The 15,397-nt window shown below is 63.1% G+C and carries 15 protein-coding genes and 1 tRNA gene; 6 read left to right on the forward strand and 10 right to left on the reverse strand.

The genetic code is table 11. The features are described from left to right. The 3 genes from pilB to E2583_RS03180 form a co-directional block, all read right to left on the reverse strand. Positions 1-1,743, reverse strand: coding sequence for a type IV-A pilus assembly ATPase PilB (pilB, locus tag E2583_RS03170; RefSeq protein WP_291593173.1), 1,743 nt, complete (start codon positions 1,741-1,743; stop codon positions 1-3). A 136-nt stretch (positions 1,744-1,879) separates the two neighbouring features. Further along, positions 1,880-1,956: transfer RNA gene (locus E2583_RS03175), tRNA-Pro, on the reverse strand. Positions 1,957-1,995: 39 nt separating this feature from the next. After that, positions 1,996-2,925 (reverse strand): polyprenyl synthetase family protein, encoded by a 930-nt coding sequence (locus tag E2583_RS03180; RefSeq protein WP_291593174.1) that lies wholly within the window; start codon positions 2,923-2,925, stop codon positions 1,996-1,998. Positions 2,926-3,267: 342 nt separating this feature from the next. Between E2583_RS03180 and rplU the strand changes: the two genes are divergently transcribed. The 4 genes from rplU to proB all read left to right on the forward strand — a co-directional run bounded on the left by rplU (position 3,268) and on the right by proB (position 6,375). Then, positions 3,268-3,579, forward strand: a complete 312-nt coding sequence (rplU, locus tag E2583_RS03185; protein ID WP_003058536.1) for a 50S ribosomal protein L21 — start codon at positions 3,268-3,270, stop codon at positions 3,577-3,579. Positions 3,580-3,595: 16 nt separating this feature from the next. Beyond that, positions 3,596-3,853 carry a 50S ribosomal protein L27 gene (gene rpmA / locus E2583_RS03190; RefSeq protein ID WP_003058534.1) on the forward strand — a complete coding sequence of 86 codons (258 nt, stop codon included), beginning with the start codon at positions 3,596-3,598 and terminating at the stop codon, positions 3,851-3,853. Positions 3,854-4,009: 156 nt separating this feature from the next. Continuing rightward, on the forward strand, positions 4,010-5,125 hold the full coding sequence (gene cgtA / locus E2583_RS03195) for an Obg family GTPase CgtA (protein ID WP_291593177.1): 1,116 nt from the start codon (positions 4,010-4,012) through the stop codon (positions 5,123-5,125). A 110-nt stretch (positions 5,126-5,235) separates the two neighbouring features. Then, positions 5,236-6,375 carry a glutamate 5-kinase gene (gene proB, locus E2583_RS03200; protein ID WP_291593179.1) on the forward strand — a complete coding sequence of 380 codons (1,140 nt, stop codon included), beginning with the start codon at positions 5,236-5,238 and terminating at the stop codon, positions 6,373-6,375. Positions 6,376-6,427: 52 nt separating this feature from the next. Here proB and E2583_RS03205 read toward each other — a convergent pair whose 3' ends face one another. Next, the gene (locus tag E2583_RS03205; protein WP_291593181.1) at positions 6,428-7,129 is read right to left on the reverse strand and encodes an RNA pyrophosphohydrolase; all 702 of its coding nucleotides are present in this window, start codon (positions 7,127-7,129) and stop codon (positions 6,428-6,430) included. Positions 7,130-7,223: 94 nt separating this feature from the next. Here E2583_RS03205 and E2583_RS03210 point away from each other — a divergent pair, with 94 nt between their 5' ends. Next, positions 7,224-8,966 carry a proline--tRNA ligase gene (locus E2583_RS03210; RefSeq protein WP_291593182.1) on the forward strand — a complete coding sequence of 581 codons (1,743 nt, stop codon included), beginning with the start codon at positions 7,224-7,226 and terminating at the stop codon, positions 8,964-8,966. Between the two features lie 12 nt (positions 8,967-8,978). Then, complete coding sequence (locus E2583_RS03215; RefSeq protein WP_043370928.1) at positions 8,979-9,632, forward strand: lytic transglycosylase domain-containing protein; 654 nt, start codon at positions 8,979-8,981, stop codon at positions 9,630-9,632. A 106-nt stretch (positions 9,633-9,738) separates the two neighbouring features. Here E2583_RS03215 and E2583_RS03220 read toward each other — a convergent pair whose 3' ends face one another. The 6 genes from E2583_RS03220 to E2583_RS03245 all read right to left on the reverse strand — a co-directional run. Further along, positions 9,739-11,127 carry a hemolysin family protein gene (locus E2583_RS03220; RefSeq protein ID WP_291593185.1) on the reverse strand — a complete coding sequence of 463 codons (1,389 nt, stop codon included), beginning with the start codon at positions 11,125-11,127 and terminating at the stop codon, positions 9,739-9,741. Positions 11,128-11,224: 97 nt separating this feature from the next. Beyond that, positions 11,225-11,683: a ribonuclease HI family protein gene (locus E2583_RS03225; protein WP_291593187.1), complete on the reverse strand. Its 459-nt coding sequence runs from the start codon at positions 11,681-11,683 to the stop codon at positions 11,225-11,227. A 33-nt stretch (positions 11,684-11,716) separates the two neighbouring features. Further along, complete coding sequence (grxD, locus tag E2583_RS03230; RefSeq protein WP_291593189.1) at positions 11,717-12,037, reverse strand: Grx4 family monothiol glutaredoxin; 321 nt, start codon at positions 12,035-12,037, stop codon at positions 11,717-11,719. Positions 12,038-12,164: 127 nt separating this feature from the next. Next, positions 12,165-13,025: a peptide chain release factor N(5)-glutamine methyltransferase gene (gene prmC / locus E2583_RS03235; protein ID WP_291593191.1), complete on the reverse strand. Its 861-nt coding sequence runs from the start codon at positions 13,023-13,025 to the stop codon at positions 12,165-12,167. 4 nt (positions 13,026-13,029) lie between these two features. Next, a complete protein-coding gene (locus E2583_RS03240; protein ID WP_291593192.1) occupies positions 13,030-15,006 on the reverse strand; it encodes a PEP/pyruvate-binding domain-containing protein in 1,977 nt (658 codons plus the stop codon). 71 nt (positions 15,007-15,077) lie between these two features. Continuing rightward, positions 15,078-15,397 (reverse strand): peptide chain release factor-like protein (locus E2583_RS03245; RefSeq protein WP_291593194.1); only part of this gene is annotated, 320 nt, incomplete at its 5' end.

The following is a 15,397-nucleotide window of genomic DNA, read 5'->3' on the forward strand; positions in this document are numbered from 1 at the left end:
TTACTCGTTGGTGACCGCCAGCACTTCTTCGAGTGAGGTCAGACCCAGCTTGACTTTGTGCAGGCCCGAGCCACGCAGAGAGCGTACTCCTTCGGCCCTGGCCTGTTCAGCAATCTCCAGCGCGCTGCCGTCACGCAGGATGATGCGCTGAATCTCCTCGCTGATGGGCATCACCTGATAGATACCGACGCGTCCCTTGTAGCCGTTGTTGCAGGCCGGGCAGCCGACAGGTTTGTAGCTGACCCAGCTGCCGTCGAGTTCGTCCTCATCGTAGCCGGCCTCGATCAGGGCCTCGCGCGGTATGTCGGCAGGCTCCTTGCACTGTGCGCACAGGCGTCGCGCCAGACGCTGGGCGGTGATCAGAATCACGCTGGAGGCAATATTGAAAGGGGCGATGCCCATGTTGCGCATGCGCGTCAGCGTGGTCGGCGCATCATTGGTGTGCAGGGTGGACAGTACCAGGTGACCGGTCTGGGCGGCCTTGATCGAGATGTCGGCGGTTTCCAGGTCGCGGATTTCGCCGACCATGATGATGTCCGGATCCTGGCGCAGAAAGGATTTGAGCGCAGCGGCAAAGGTCAGGCCGGCCTTCTCGTTCACATTGACCTGGTTGACGCCAGGCATGTTGATTTCGGAGGGGTCCTCGGCAGTGGCAATGTTCACGCCAGGCTGGTTGAGCAGGTTCAGGCAGGTGTAGAGCGACACGGTCTTGCCCGAGCCCGTGGGGCCGGTGACCAGAATCATGCCGTAGGGGCGGTTGATGGCCTTGAGCAGGCGCTCTTTTTCCTCGGGCTCGTAGCCCAGGGCGTCGATGCCCATCTTGGCCGAGCTCGGATCCAGGATACGGATCACGATCTTTTCGCCGAACAGCGTGGGCAAGGTGCTGACGCGGAAGTCGATGACGCGGTCGGGTCCGACCTTGAGCTTCATGCGGCCGTCTTGCGGAACGCGCTTCTCCGAAATGTCCAGGCGCGAGATCACCTTGATGCGGGAAGCGAGCTTGTCCTTGATGGCGATCGGAGGGGAGGCGATCTCGCGCAGCTCCCCGTCGATGCGAAAGCGCACCCGGTAATTGTGCTCGTAGGGTTCGAAGTGCAAGTCGGATGCCCGCATGTTGAAGGCGTCCAGCAGCATCTTGTGCAGGAACTTGACGACCGGCGCATCCTCGACCTCGGCACCGACGGCATTGTCCTTTTCCTCGGGAGCATCTTCGATCTTGACGTCGTCAAAGTCAAAGTCGCCGGAGCTCGCGTAGGTGTCCAGGGATTCGCTGACGCTCTTGCTGGTCTGGTCAACGAGTTTTTGCAGCTTGTCGGCCTCGACGACCACCCAGTCCACCAGCAGCTGTGTCGTGAACTTGATCTGCTCGGCCGCTTCCTGCTGTGTGGGGTCTGCCGTGGCGACGGTGAGCCGATTGCCGCGTTTGCTGAGCGCCAGCACCCGGTAGGCGTTGCTGATCTTGGGATCCAGCAGCTCGCGCGGCAGTTGCTGGGCGTCGATGGCATTGAGATCCAGCAGCGGTGTGCTGAACATCGTGGAAATGGTTTCGGCAATTTCCAGCGCGCTGATTTCGCCAGACTGGCTGAGCTCGGTGATGAACGGCGTTTTTCCCGTGGCGGCTTTCTTGGCTGCGTTCTCGGCTGCTTGCTGCGAGACCTTCCCTGCGGAAATCAGGGCTCGGCCTAAACCAGGGATGGCGATGGGCGCAGGAGTGTTCTTTTGCAGAGTATCGGCAGCGGCCATGTATCCAAGTCTGGGTGGAGTAGGAAGAGTCCTATCCTACCATTCTTGTTGTCTCCGCCGGTATGCCGCCAGGCCTGCCCGGTCCTGCAGGACGGCGGCATTGAACCTGGCGCAAGAAACGGCGACAAAAAAAGACTGGTCGGGGTGAGAGGATTCGAACCTCCGGCCTCTACGTCCCGAACGTAGCGCTCTACCAGGCTAAGCTACACCCCGAAAGCTTTGTTTGTCGAGCACCGAAGTGCACCAGGCGATTCAGGTGCGGCGCTCCAAAAGCTGAGAAGCCAATTGTAGCAAACTTGCAGTGTATGCATTGCTTGGCAGCGATGCCAAGGCATCGATGGCGCGCTGGGCCTCTGCATGAGCGGCGGCCCTGGCGACATCCAGTGCACCGGTGCTGCGCACGATCTCCACCACGGCGTCAAGCTGATCGGTGGAGCCCTGCTCAATGGCATTGCGGACAATCGCGGCCTGCTCTGCGCTGCCGCGCTGCATGGCGGCGATCAGGGGCAGGGTGCATTTGCCCTCGCGCAGGTCATCGCCCAGGTTCTTGCCCATTTCCTGGGTGTTGCCGGTGTAGTCCAGCACATCGTCGATGATCTGGAAAGCCGTTCCGAGGGCCTGCCCATAGGCGGCGCAGGCCTGCTCCACCTGGGGGCTGGCGCCTGCCAGCACGGCCGCCAGCTGTGCGCTGGCCTCGAAGAGCTGGGCGGTCTTGGAGCGGATGACATGCAGATAGCCGGTTTCATCCAGCGATGCGTCATGGGTGTTGATGAGCTGCTGGACTTCGCCTTCCGCGATCACGTTGGTGGCATCCGACAGGATCTGGAGCACGCGCATGCTGCCCACTTCGACCATCATCTGGAAAGAGCGGGTGTGCAGAAAATCCCCGACCAGAACGCTGGCGGGGTTGCCGAAGGTTTCGTTGGCGGTGGCTCTGCCGCGGCGCAGCGTCGATTCGTCCACCACGTCGTCGTGCAGCAGGGTCGCGGTGTGAATCAGCTCCACCACGGCGGCCAGAATGTATTTGTCCCTGCCTTGATGGCCCAGGGCGCCGGCGATCAGCAGCAGCAGTGCCGGGCGCAGGCGTTTGCCGCCGGCGGCAATGATGTATTGGGAGATCTGTGCGATCAGGGGGACGCTGGTTGTCAGTCGCTGAGCAATGACGATATCCACTTCGCGCATGTCATCTGCGATCAAGGCAAGCGGATTGGATGTGGAAATTTCTGTAGTCAAGGTGATGAACCGCCAAGTGGACTCTCGATTATAGAAAGATGCAACCAAGTTTTGCGTGGTGTCCTCAGAGCCCGTTCAAGTGAACGAAGGCTGCGACATTGCCGTCGCTCGCAAGGCGCAAGCCTCACCGCGCACCTGTACCTGCCATCTGTCCCGCGAGGCCACGGCCGCGGCGTGCGCGGATGCTGAAGCGCTTCCTAGGGGTATGGCAGCAGAAAAAATGCATGCGTGCTAGAATTGCCGGCTCCGTGGAAATCATTTCATGGAACTCTCAGACTTTAGAGGTTTTTAATGTACGCAGTCATAAAAACCGGCGGCAAGCAGTATCGCGTTGCAGCTGGCGAAAAGATCAAGGTAGAACAGATTGCTGCGGACGTAGGCCAGGAAATCGTGATCGACCAAGTTTTGGCCGTCGGCAACGGCGCTGAAATCAAGGTTGGTGCCCCCCTGGTGTCCGGTGCATCTGTAAAGGCAACTGTGGTTGCTCACGGCAAGCACGACAAGGTGCACATCTTCAAGATGCGCCGTCGTAAGCACTATCAAAAGCGCCAAGGCCATCGTCAGCAGTTCACCGAACTGCAAATCGTGGCAATCGCTGCTTAATTTTAGGAGCTAAGTCATGGCACAGAAAAAAGGCGGCGGCTCTACGCGTAACGGACGTGATTCCAAGCCAAAAATGCTGGGCGTGAAGGCCTTTGGTGGCGAGCTGGTGACAGCTGGTTCCATCATCGTGCGTCAGCGCGGCACCAAGTTCCACCCCGGTGAGAACGTTGGCGTGGGCAAGGATCACACCCTGTTTGCACTGGTTGACGGCCATGTGTCGTTCGGTGTGAAGGGCGCTCTGTCCAAGCAAACAGTCAACATCACGGCTGCATAAGTCGTCTGTGACTCCAACAAAGCCCCGACTTGTCGGGGCTTTGTTGTTTGAAAAGGCTCCAGGCAGCAGATTTCTGGCAGATGGGGCATGGTAATAGAGCACTCGAGTGTGGCACGGAGCTTCTGGTGCGCACTGATTTTGTAGACTGGATGCCTCATGAAGTTCGTTGACGAAGCTTTTATCGACATTGCAGCCGGTGACGGCGGCAATGGTTGCGTGTCTTTCAGGCACGAGAAATACAAGGAATTCGGCGGCCCCGACGGTGGCGACGGCGGCCGTGGCGGCCATGTGTATGCCGTGGCCGATGTGAACCTGAACACACTGGTGGACTATCGCTATTCGCGCCGCCACGAGGCCAAGCGCGGCCAGCACGGCATGGGGTCCGACATGTTCGGTGCTGCCGGCGACGACATCACGCTGCACATGCCCGTGGGCACGATCATCAGCGATGCAGATACCGGCGAAGTGCTGTTCGAGCTGCTGGAGCCCGGCCAGGTCATCACCATCGCCAAGGGCGGTGACGGCGGTTTCGGCAATCTGCGCTTCAAGAGCGCCATCAACCGTGCGCCGCGCCAGAAGACTCCCGGCTATCCCGGCGAGCGCCGCAGCCTGAAGCTGGAGCTCAAGGTGCTGGCCGATGTGGGTCTGCTGGGCATGCCCAATGCCGGCAAGTCGACCTTCATCACGGCTGTCTCCAACGCCCGTCCCAAGATTGCCGACTATCCCTTCACCACCTTGCATCCCAATCTGGGAGTGGTGCGCGTGGCCGCCGAGCAGAGCTTCGTGGTGGCCGATATCCCGGGTCTGATCGAGGGCGCTTCCGAAGGTGCGGGCCTGGGTCACCAGTTCCTGCGCCATCTGCAGCGCACACGCCTGTTGCTGCATATCGTGGACATTGCGCCGTTCGACGAGGGCGTGGACCCGGTCGAGCAGGCCAAGGCCATCGTGGCCGAGCTCAAGAAGTACGACGCCGAGCTCTACAACAAGCCGCGCTGGCTGGTGCTCAACAAGCTGGACATGGTGCCCGAGGAAGAGCGTGCTGCCAAGGTCAAGGACTTCGTCAAGCGCTTCAAGTGGAAGGGCCCGGTCTTCGAGATCTCGGCGCTGACCCGAGAAGGCTGCGAGCCACTGATCCGCAAGATCTTCGAGCATGTTCACAATCAGCAACTGGCCGAGCAAGCCCCCAAGGAAGTCGACCCTCGTTTTGCGGGAGGCGAAAATTCCGGTCTGGATATGACCGATCCGCGTTTTGCCTCTTTCGATCCGGAATAAGCTAGAGGGTATGACCCGGCAGCGCACTTGGTGCGCTGTTTTGCTTTGAATTTAATAGCTTATTTCGCTTTATTCATAAGCGTTAGACGCTTAAAAAACTGTAAATTCTCATGTCTTCCAATGTGCTGCGTGATGCCCATCGCATCGTCGTCAAAGTCGGCTCCAGCCTGGTTACGAATGAAGGTCGTGGCCTGGATGAGGCCGCCATTGAAGAGTGGAGTCGCCAGCTGGCGGCACTGGTGAATGGCGAAGACGGCGTCAAGCGCGAAGTCATCATGGTCTCCAGCGGTGCCATTGCCGAAGGCATGAAGCGTCTGGGGTGGTCCACGCGCCCGACCGAGGTGCATGAGCTGCAGGCAGCGGCAGCCGTCGGTCAGATGGGGCTGGCCCAGATGTACGAGACCAAGCTGCGCGGCGAAGGCGTGCCCAGCGCGCAGGTGCTGCTGACCCATGCGGATCTGGCCGACCGCGAGCGTTATCTGAACGCGCGCACCACGCTGCTGACGCTGCTGCAACTGGGCGTGGTGCCCGTCATCAACGAGAACGACACGGTGGTGGTCGACGAGATCCGCTTCGGCGACAACGACACCCTGGGCGCGCTGGTGGCGAATCTGGTCGAGGCCGATGCATTGGTCATCCTGACCGATCAGCGTGGTCTGTACAGCGCCGATCCGCGCAAGAACCCCGACGCCCGGTTCATCGATGTGGCCCAAGCCGGCAACCCCGAACTCGAAGCCATGGCCGGCGGAGCGGGCCTGTCCATCGGGACCGGCGGCATGATCACCAAGATCCTTGCGGCCAAGCGTGCCGCGGGTTCCGGTGCCTCCACCGTGATTGCCTGGGGGCGCGAGAAAGACGTGCTGCTGCGTCTGACGCGTGGCGAGTCCATCGGCACCTTGCTACTGGCCAACACACACAAGATGCAGGCGCGCAAGCAATGGATTGCCGATCATCTGCAGTTGCGCGGCTCGGTGACCGTGGATGCGGGGGCCGTGTCCAAGCTGCGTGATGAAGGCAAGAGTCTGCTGCCCATCGGCATGATCGCCGTGGAGGGCGATTTCTCGCGCGGCGAAGTGATTGCCGTGCGCGATGAGGACGGAGCCGAGATTGCCAGAGGCCTGGCCAGCTATGCCAGCGCCGAAGCGCGACTGCTGTGCCGCAAGAGCTCTTCGGAGATCGAGTCGCTGCTGGGCTACTCGGCCGGTCCCGAAATGATGCACCGCGACAATATGGTGGTGGCCGGACACTGAGCACCGGCCGTCCTCAAAAAAGCCGTAATGCTGCAAGGCATTACGGCTTTGTTCATTGCAGAGGCTTGTGGTCGGGCGGATTGTCGATGCCGGTCTGTGGGTCCGGGTCAAAGCTGGCACCGGGCGGCAGCTCTATGCCGGGGTTGATGCGAAAGCTGCCGGTGCGGGCGGGGTACATGACCTGATGGGACGGTGCCAGATGGGCCGGACCCGAGGTCTGGCCGGCCTCCTGCTCGCGCGGGCGCATGCCGCTGCGCAGATAGCGGTTGCGCTGCTGTTCGCCGCGCGGCAGAAAGCGCGCCAGCTCGGTCAGCGCCATTTCATAGACGCCGCGTTTGAATTCGACCACCACATCCAGGGGAACCCAGTAGTCATTCCAGCGCCAGGCATCGAACTCAGGGTGGTCGGTGGCACGCAGGTTCAAGTCCCAGTCATGCCCGACCAGTTGAAGCAAAAACCATATCTGCTTCTGGCCTTTGTAATGCCCGCGCGCGTCGCGGCGGATGTACCTGTCTGGCACCTCGTAGCGCAACCAGTCCCTGGTGCGGGCAACCACGCGAACGTGATTGGGCTTCAGCCCCACTTCCTCGTGCAGTTCGCGGAACATGGCTTGCTCGGGTGTCTCACCCCGGTCAATGCCACCTTGCGGAAACTGCCAGCTGTGGGTGCGAATGCGTTTTCCCCAGAACACCTGGTTTCTTTGGTTGAGCAGGATGATGCCGACGTTCGGGCGAAATCCGTCCCGGTCAAGCATAATCAAACCCCAAATTTTTGAATTGTGTTCATTATGCATGGCCCCTTGTGATCGACAAGCGGGCCATGCCTATTTCCACTGAATTGCCAGTTCCATGAAAGCCTCCCAATTTCTCATCTCCACCCTGAAAGAAGCTCCGGCCGACGCCGAAGTGGTCAGCCACAAGCTCATGATGCGGGCTGGCATGATCAAAAAGCTGGGTGCTGGCATTTACAACTACATGCCCATGGGCCTGCGGGTGATCCGCAAGGTCGAGGCCATCGTGCGCGAGGAAATGAACCGTGCCGGCGCCATCGAGGTGACCATGCCCGTGGTGCAGCCTGCCGAGCTGTGGCAGGAGACCGGCCGTTTCGAGAAGATGGGTCCCGAGCTGCTGCGCATCCAGGATCGCCATGGCCGGGACTTCGTGATCCAGCCCACTTCCGAGGAAGTGGTGACCGATATCGCTCGCCAGGAGTTCAAGAGCTACAAGCAGCTGCCCAAGAACCTCTACCAGATCCAGACCAAGTTCCGCGACGAGCGCCGTCCCCGCTTCGGCCTGATGCGGGGGCGCGAGTTCATCATGAAGGACGCCTACTCCTTCGACAAGGATCGCGACGCGGCCCAGATCAGCTACCAGACCATGCGCGAGGCCTATAAGCGCATCTTTGACCGCTTCGGCCTGCAGTACCGCGCCGTGCGTGCCGATTCCGGCGCCATCGGCGGCGACCTGAGCGAAGAGTTCCAGGTCATCGCTTCCACGGGCGAGGACGCCATCGTCTACTGCCCGAACAGCGACTACGCGGCCAATATCGAGAAGGCCGAGAGCCTGGCGCCCACCCAGGTCCGCCCTGCACCCTCCCAGGCCCTGCAAAAGGTCGCCACGCCCGGCAACAGCACCTGCGAAGCCGTGGCCGAGCAACTGGGCCTTGCACTGGCGCAGACCGTGAAGTCGCTGGTGCTGGCAACGGACGAGCTCGACGACAAGGGGCTGATCGTCAAGACGCAGGTGTGGCTGCTGCTGCTGCGCGGCGACCACGAGATGAACGAGATCAAGGTCGGCAAGGTCGAAGGCCTGGCTGGCTTCCGTTTCGCGACCGTGGGCGAGATCGAGGAGCACTTCGGTGCCAAGCCCGGCTATCTGGGCCCCATCGGCCTGAAGAAGCCCGTGAACATCGTGGTGGACCGCGATGTGGCCGTGATGGCCGACTGGGTCTGCGGTGCGAACGAGGAAGACTTCCACATCACCGGCGTGAACTTCGGCCGCGACCTGCCCGAGCCTGCGGTGGTGGCGGATCTGCGCAATGTGGTGGCTGGCGACCCATCGCCCGACGGTGCGGGCGAACTGGCGATCGAGCGCGGCATTGAAATCGGTCATGTGTTCTACCTGGGCACCAAGTACTCCAAGGCCATGGACGCCACTTTCCTCGGCGACAACGGCAAGCCCCAGCACTTCGAGATGGGCTGCTACGGCATTGGCGTGACCCGCCTGCCCGCCGCTGCCGTGGAGCAGAACCACGACGAGCGCGGCATGATCTGGCCCGATGCGATTGCACCGTTCACAGTGGTGATCTGCCCCATCGGCATGGGCCGCAGCGAGGCCGTGAAGACCGAGGCCGAGAAGCTCTACGGCGAGCTGCTGGCACTGGGCGTGGACGTGATCCTGGACGACCGCGACGAGCGCCCCGGTGCCATGCTGGCCGACTGGGAGCTGATCGGCGTGCCCCACCGCGTGGTGCTGGGCGACCGTGGCCTGAAGGAAGGCGTGGTCGAGTACCAGCAGCGCCGTGACACAGAAGCTACAAAGCTGGCGACGAATGAGGTGCTGGGTCACCTCAAGAGCCGCCTGGGCTTGTAAGCTGCTGTTTCCATGCCCGAAACCCTGCTGAGCCGACGCCACTGCCTGAGGACTGCCGCTGCGCTTGCCGCCCCGGCGGCCGGCTGGCTGTGGCCGCAGGCGGCCTGGGCCGGGGGGCAGCTCGAAGAGCCGCTGGCCGACTCCGTGCGTACGGCGCTCAGCGCGGCCGTGGCGGGTTCGGGCGCGCCGCCCGAACTGGAGTTCGCCTCCACAGCGGCGCGCATGAGCTATCTGCGCTGGCTGGTGGCCAGCAGCGACAAGCTGGCCAAGCGCAAGCCCGACCTGCAGGCGCGGCGCGAGTTCCTGCAGACCGTCTGGTACGAGTCCAAGCGCGCGGGCCTCGATGTGTCCATGGTCATGGGTCTGATCCAGGTGGAGAGCGGCTATCGCAAGTACGCCATCTCCAGCGTGGGCGCGCGTGGCTATATGCAGATCATGCCGTTCTGGATGCGGCTGATCGGTGACGGCGATATCGGCAAGCTGTTCCACATGCAGACCAATCTGCGCTTCGGCTGCGTGATCCTGCGCCACTACATGGACCGCGAAAAAGGCGATGCCTATATGGCACTGGGCCGCTACAACGGCAGCCGGGGCCAGCCCCAGTATCCGAATGCCGTGTTCGGTGCCCAGCGGCGTTGGCTGGTGGAAGAGCCTCAGTCGGTCTGATACCGTGGAGATATATAAAAAGAGAGCGCCTGGCGCTCTCTTTTTATTGGTTTCAGCAAGAAAAGAACCTGAAGTCCTTTTGGGGTGAGCGCAAGAAGCTCCTGATTCAGGAGTGACTGCTTTTGCCAGCCTGGGCCTGGGCCTGGGCCGCGCTGCCCTGTACTTTGGCCGCAGCGGCTGCCGAAGGTGCGGCAGATTCCGCCGCAGGCTCGGGAAGGTGGGTCACCATGACCTGGTCGATGCGGTAGCTGTCCACGTCCAGCACCTCGAACTTGAAGCCGCCCCAGGTGACGGTATCGGTGCGGCGCGGGACCCGGCGCAGCATGACCATGAGAAAGCCGGCCAGCGTCTCGTATTCGTCGTCATGCGGCATGTCGCCCAGTTGCAGCACCCGCATCACGTCCTCGATGGGCGTGATGCCGTCGATCAGCCAGGAGTGCTCGTCGCGGCGGATGATCTGCTCCTCGTCGGCCGGGCCGACCAGATCGCCCATCACCGTGCTCATCACGTCGTTGAGCGTGACCACGCCCACCACCAGGCTGTATTCGTTGACGATGACGGCAAAGTCTTCGTGCACCATGCGGAACTGCTCCAGCACCTCGGCCAGGGTCAGGCGGTCGGGCACGATGAGCACCTTGCGGATCAGGTTGTCGTCGGTGAGCGACAGCGGCTGGTTGTTGAGTGCACGCTGGAACAGGTCCTTGGCGTCCACGTAGCCGATCACATGGTCGATATCGCCGTCGCAGACCGGGTAGGTGGAGAAGGGTTCCTCGGCGATGCGGGCGCGGATGATGGCGTCGCTGTCGTCGCGGTAGAAAAACGCCACGCTGTCGCGCTGGGTCATGGCCGAGGCCACGGTGCGCGAGTCCAGCTCGAACACATTGGCAATCACCTGCTGCTCGCGGGCGGCCAGTACGCCGGCCTTGGTGCCCGCTTCGGTCATGGCCAGGATGTCGTCGCTGGTGATGCGTTCGTCGCGCGTCGCGGGCAGGCCCAGCAGGCGGAACAAGGTGTCGGTCGCCAGGTTGTAGAACCAGATGATGGGTTTGAAGATCACCACAAACCAGCGCATGGGCGCCAGCACGCGCACCACATAGCGCTCAGGCTCGTTCATGCTGATGCGTCGCGGCAACAGGTCGGCCAGCAGGATGAAGGCCGAGGTGACTATGAAGAACGAGAGCAGAAACCCCAGGGTTGCCGAGAGGCTTGGCGAGAACCAGATCGAAAAAAATGCGGTCAGGGCAGGGCTGAATGCCCCTTCGCCGACGATACCGCCGAGGATGGCGACGGCGTTCTGTCCCACCTGCACCACGGTGAAATATTCGCCCGGCTGCTCCTGCACGCGCAGGGCTTGCTCGGCACCTTCATTGCCGTCGTCGGCCATCTGGCGCAGGCGCAGGCGGCGGGAGGCGGCCAGAGAAATCTCCGCCACAGAGAAGAAGGCGCTGAGCAGGATCAGCAGAACAATCACCAGAAGGCTTTGGGACACACTCATAGGCAGGGCTGCTGCGGCACGTCGACGTGCCTGCGGCCGGTTGTCAGGGAGTCCCTATTCGACCACATAAAGCCTGTGGCAGGCAGCTGTACTGGCTTCAGGGGCGGGGCATGGCCCGCGCATGGGCCGTCCGTGCCAGCGCATCGGCCTCGGTATTGCGGTGTCTGGGCACCCACTGCAGATCCAGTTCGTCGAAGTCCTGCATCTGTGCTCGGGCGGCTTCGAACAGCTGGCTGAGCCGGGCAATCGGCCGCGTCGGCCTGGCCGTGGGCGGGCCTAGCTGCTCCAGCAGCACCTGGGAGTCGGTGCGCACGGTCAGGTTGCGCGCACCGAGATCGCGCGCCAGTTGCAGTGCGGCCATCAGGGCCCGCAGCTCGGCTTCGTTGTTGCAGCCGCTGCGGTGCAGATCCTGCGACAGCGCATGGCGGCTGCCATCGGGCAGCTGCAGCAACACCCCCAGGCTCATGGGGCCGGGGTTGGGCAGTGCGCTGCCATCGATATGGATGCAGCAGTGGTGTGAGGGAACGGGTCTCGGGGGCGGCATGAAAAAAGCCACCGGGGTGGCGGTGGCTTGCAGACGGGCTTGGGCTTACTTGGAGGCCAGTACTTGCTGCAGCTCGCCCGATTCGTACATCTCCATCATGATGTCCGAGCCACCGATGAATTCGCCCTTGATGTAGAGCTGCGGAATCGTGGGCCACTGGCTGTATTCCTTGATGCCCTGGCGGATTTCCTGGTCTTCGAGCACGTTCACGGTGGCGATGGACTTGGCATCCACGCCGCAGGCCTTGAGGATCTGGATGGCTCGGCCGGAGAAGCCGCACTGGGGGAAGCTGGCGTTGCCCTTCATGAACAGCAGGATGTCGTTGTTCTTGACCAGGTCGTCGATGCGTTGTTGAGTGTTGCTCATAGTGGGCTCCGGAGTGGGGAAACGGCGGTACAAGCCGCGATGTCTGCAATTATTTCACCGACCGCAAGGAATGCGGTGTTGTGAGGAAATCTTGTTACGTGTTGATCTGGGGGCCAAGGTCTGCAAATCAAGCCGGCTCAGGCAGGCAGCCGCCGGTGCAGCGCGCAATACCGGCCAGATCGTGACGGTGCTGCACCTGCCCGAAGCCGGCATCCCGCATCAGGCGGGCCACGTCTTCGGCCTGGTCCCAGCCATGTTCGAAGAGCAGCCAACCACCGGCCTTCAGGCGTGTCGGAGCCTGCGCGATGATGCGGCGTATGTCCTCCAGCCCGTCCGCACCGCTGGCCAGGGCCGACAGTGGCTCGTGGGTCAGCGCCGCCAGGTGCGGGTCGTCGGCGCGGATATAGGGGGGATTGCTGACGATCAGATCGGCGGGCTCCTGTCCGCTCAAAGGATCCAGCCAGCTTCCATGGGCAAACTGCACAGGCAGCCGGAGCCGGGTGGCGTTGCTGCGGGCCACGGCCAGGGCATCGGCGCTGGCGTCCACGGCGATCACCCGGGCTGCCGGGCGATGGCTCTGCAGGGCCAGCGCGATGGCGCCGCTGCCCGTGCCCAAATCCACCACGCGCGCAGGCTGCCCTTCAGGCATGAGCTCCAGCGCCCAGTCGACCAGGGTTTCGGTATCGGGACGCGGGTCCAGCACCCTGCTGTCCACACTCAGTTCCAGGCCATAGAACTCTTTGCTTCCGGTCAGATAGGCGACAGGCGTGCCTTGCAGGCGCAGGGCGCACAGCTGGTCCCAGCGCTGTTGCTGCTCCTGAGTCAGTGTGTCGCTGTCATGGGTGATGAGCCAGGCACGGGCATGCGCTGGCTGATGCATCAGATGCAGCAGCAGCATCTGTGCATCGACACGGGCCAGGCCCAGGCTGGCGGCCTGTGCCAGCGCCTGCGCCACGCTGAGCGGGCCGGGCATGGGGAGTTCTTTCATAGTCTTAACGTCCGGGTGCCGAGATGAAGGGACGCGCCTGAAGGATGATGAGCTGATCGCCCTGCATGGCCCATTCGATGTCCTGGTCCTTTCCGCCAAAGCGTTGCTTGATGCCGGCTCCGGCGCGGGCCAGTCGCTGCACCAGTGCGTCGCTGAGCACGGCGCGCCCGGCAGTGACCGCCACTTCGCGCACACCGCCACTGGCATCCAGCTGCAGCGCCACATCGTCCTGGGAACGGTTGAGCACCTGAACGGCCTTGCTGCGGCTGGAGTAGAGGATTTGCTCCGCGACCCGCCGGCCCTCGACCACGCGGATGCCTATGCCGCGCTTGGCGGCGATATAGCTCATGTGGCGGTGCGAGGCATCGAAGGGGTCGCGGGTGATCATTACGCCCGATGCGGAGGAGTCCACGGCTTTCTGCACAAACACCGACATCATCACCTGCGCATCGTCGATGCCTGCTGCCTGCCGGGCTTCCCAGGCTTCGAAGTTGTAGACCGATGCCCAGACCTTGCGCACGGCGGCGGCCAGATCCGTGCCGCTGCGCACATTGGGCAAGGTGGTGTAGAGACCTGCTCCGCTGAAGTGGGGCAGATCCTCGGAGCTGGAAGAGCTGCGTACGAACACGCCCTGGCTGCCCAACTGGCCCGACCAGCGCTGGACCCAGGCATCGGCCAGGGCCTGGCTGATGGGCCATTGCTCGATTTCGGCCTGCAGCGCGGACAGGGCTTGCCTTCGGATGCCTGCATCCGTCGCGAAACCGGGCTGCTGGCGCATGCGGGCAATGCGCTCGGCCAGGCCGTTGGCGCGCATGAAGTCGGCATAGGCGGCAAACGGAATGCAAAAGCCGTCGGGGACGCTGACGTCCGCCAGGCCGGCAGACTGGATCTCGCCCAGATTGGCAGCCTTGGCACCGCACCGGCGGCGGTCTGCGCTGCGCAGCGCTGCCAGAGGGACCAGTTCGCTGCGACGCAGGTCGGGTTGAAGCAGGACCTTGCTGCCCTTGGCGGGCTGGCGCAGGGCCTGCTGTTCCGCGCTCTGCTGTTCGGCTGCTGTGGCGGCGCGCAGCGCAAGGCCGGCGGGTTGTACGTCGATATGCACCCAGCGGCCGTTGAAGGCCGCGTATTGCTCGGCCGCTTTGTGCACATAGGCATTGGGTATGCCCCAGCCACGCGCCAGCAGGTTGACATGGGACAGCACCGTGGAAGGGCGCTCCGTCACCACGCCGGCCACGGGCGGCAGGCTGATGGGCACTTCGCGCAGCAGCACGATGTCCGCGGGTCCGAGGTCATTCACTGCATCGGCCTGGTCCAGGATGCGCAGCCGGCCCACGGCCCGGCCCTGGTTCAGCGGCAGATAAGTCTGGGCCCCCAGAAGCTGGGCCTGGGTGACCGCCGCAATACCGGCCTGCCGGGCCACGGCCTCCTGCTGTGTGGAGTTGGCCTTGAAGCGAGTCGGGGCGAAAAAGCCGGCCTTCAGCGCGGCGGCCGTGGTCTGCAGCAATTCCGGGGTGAGCTGGTCCCCTTCCCAGAATTCGTAGCTGTAGTCCCTGAGCGTAGGCTGCCAGCTCAGCGTGCCGAGAATGAAACGGCGATCCGGGTCGCGGTAATTGCGGTTGAGCTCAGGCTTGCCGCCCCGCAGCAGGCCTTTGGCACGCAGAAAATCCTCGTGAAATGCGTAGCGTGGCGTGTTGATGAAATGCAGCGAAGCGCTCTTGCGGCTCCGGTCGATCACAAACAGCACATGGGGCATGGCGCTGGCCGGGTCGAAGATGCGGGCCACGCGATCGAAATCGGCGCGGTTGGCCAGAACCGGCAGGCTGGCAGGGGCGTCGCGGCTGCCGCTGGCATCCACCGGGCGCCCTGCGCCCGATTCATAGGCCGACGGCTTGCGCAAGGCCTGAGCCTGAGCGCCGGCCGAAGCGAGCAAAAGGCCGCAGAGCAGGGCCGAAACCAGAACCGGCATTAAGCGCTGTGTCATCTTGAAATTGTCCCCATGTCTGGCGAAGCGTTCGAACGGACCCGGTTCGGGCTGGCGGGCGACCTGAGGGGTCAGGACGCGGCCAGCTCTGCCAGCAACTCGGCCTCGCGCGCGTGTTGCAGGGCCTGGATGACGTCGCCCAGATCGCCTTCCATCACGGCCAGCAGCTTGTACAGCGTGAGGTTGATGCGGTGGTCGGTGAGGCGGCCCTGGGGGAAGTTGTAGGTGCGGATGCGATCACTGCGGTCGCCCGAGCCGATCAGACCCTTGCGCATGGCCGCCTCCTTGGCAGCTCGCTCGCTGCGTTCCTTTTCCTGGATGCGGGCCTGCAGCACCTGCAGGGCCTTGGCCTTGTTGCTGTGCTGGCTGCGGCCGTCCTGGCACTCGGCCA

Source organism: Comamonas sp. (assembly GCF_009360615.1).
Taxonomy (GTDB): Bacteria; Pseudomonadota; Gammaproteobacteria; order Burkholderiales; family Burkholderiaceae_C; genus Comamonas.

Excerpts from the sequence above, each read along its gene's own strand:
- E2583_RS03205 (WP_291593181.1), bottom strand. The coding sequence starts at position 7,129 with ATGCTTGACCGGGACGGATTTCGCCCGAACGTCGGCATCATCCTGCTC.
- grxD (WP_291593189.1), bottom strand. The coding sequence starts at position 12,037 with ATGAGCAACACTCAACAACGCATCGACGACCTGGTCAAGAACAACGAC.
- E2583_RS03220 (WP_291593185.1), bottom strand. The coding sequence starts at position 11,127 with ATGAGTGTGTCCCAAAGCCTTCTGGTGATTGTTCTGCTGATCCTGCTC.
- E2583_RS03180 (WP_291593174.1), bottom strand. The coding sequence starts at position 2,925 with ATGCGCGAAGTGGATATCGTCATTGCTCAGCGACTGACAACCAGCGTC.
- E2583_RS03210 (WP_291593182.1), top strand. The coding sequence starts at position 7,224 with ATGAAAGCCTCCCAATTTCTCATCTCCACCCTGAAAGAAGCTCCGGCC.
- rpmA (WP_003058534.1), top strand. The coding sequence starts at position 3,596 with ATGGCACAGAAAAAAGGCGGCGGCTCTACGCGTAACGGACGTGATTCC.
- E2583_RS03215 (WP_043370928.1), top strand. The coding sequence starts at position 8,979 with ATGCCCGAAACCCTGCTGAGCCGACGCCACTGCCTGAGGACTGCCGCT.
- pilB (WP_291593173.1), bottom strand. The coding sequence starts at position 1,743 with ATGGCCGCTGCCGATACTCTGCAAAAGAACACTCCTGCGCCCATCGCC.
- proB (WP_291593179.1), top strand. The coding sequence starts at position 5,236 with ATGTCTTCCAATGTGCTGCGTGATGCCCATCGCATCGTCGTCAAAGTC.
- E2583_RS03240 (WP_291593192.1), bottom strand. The coding sequence starts at position 15,006 with ATGACACAGCGCTTAATGCCGGTTCTGGTTTCGGCCCTGCTCTGCGGC.
- cgtA (WP_291593177.1), top strand. The coding sequence starts at position 4,010 with ATGAAGTTCGTTGACGAAGCTTTTATCGACATTGCAGCCGGTGACGGC.
- prmC (WP_291593191.1), bottom strand. The coding sequence starts at position 13,025 with ATGAAAGAACTCCCCATGCCCGGCCCGCTCAGCGTGGCGCAGGCGCTG.
- rplU (WP_003058536.1), top strand. The coding sequence starts at position 3,268 with ATGTACGCAGTCATAAAAACCGGCGGCAAGCAGTATCGCGTTGCAGCT.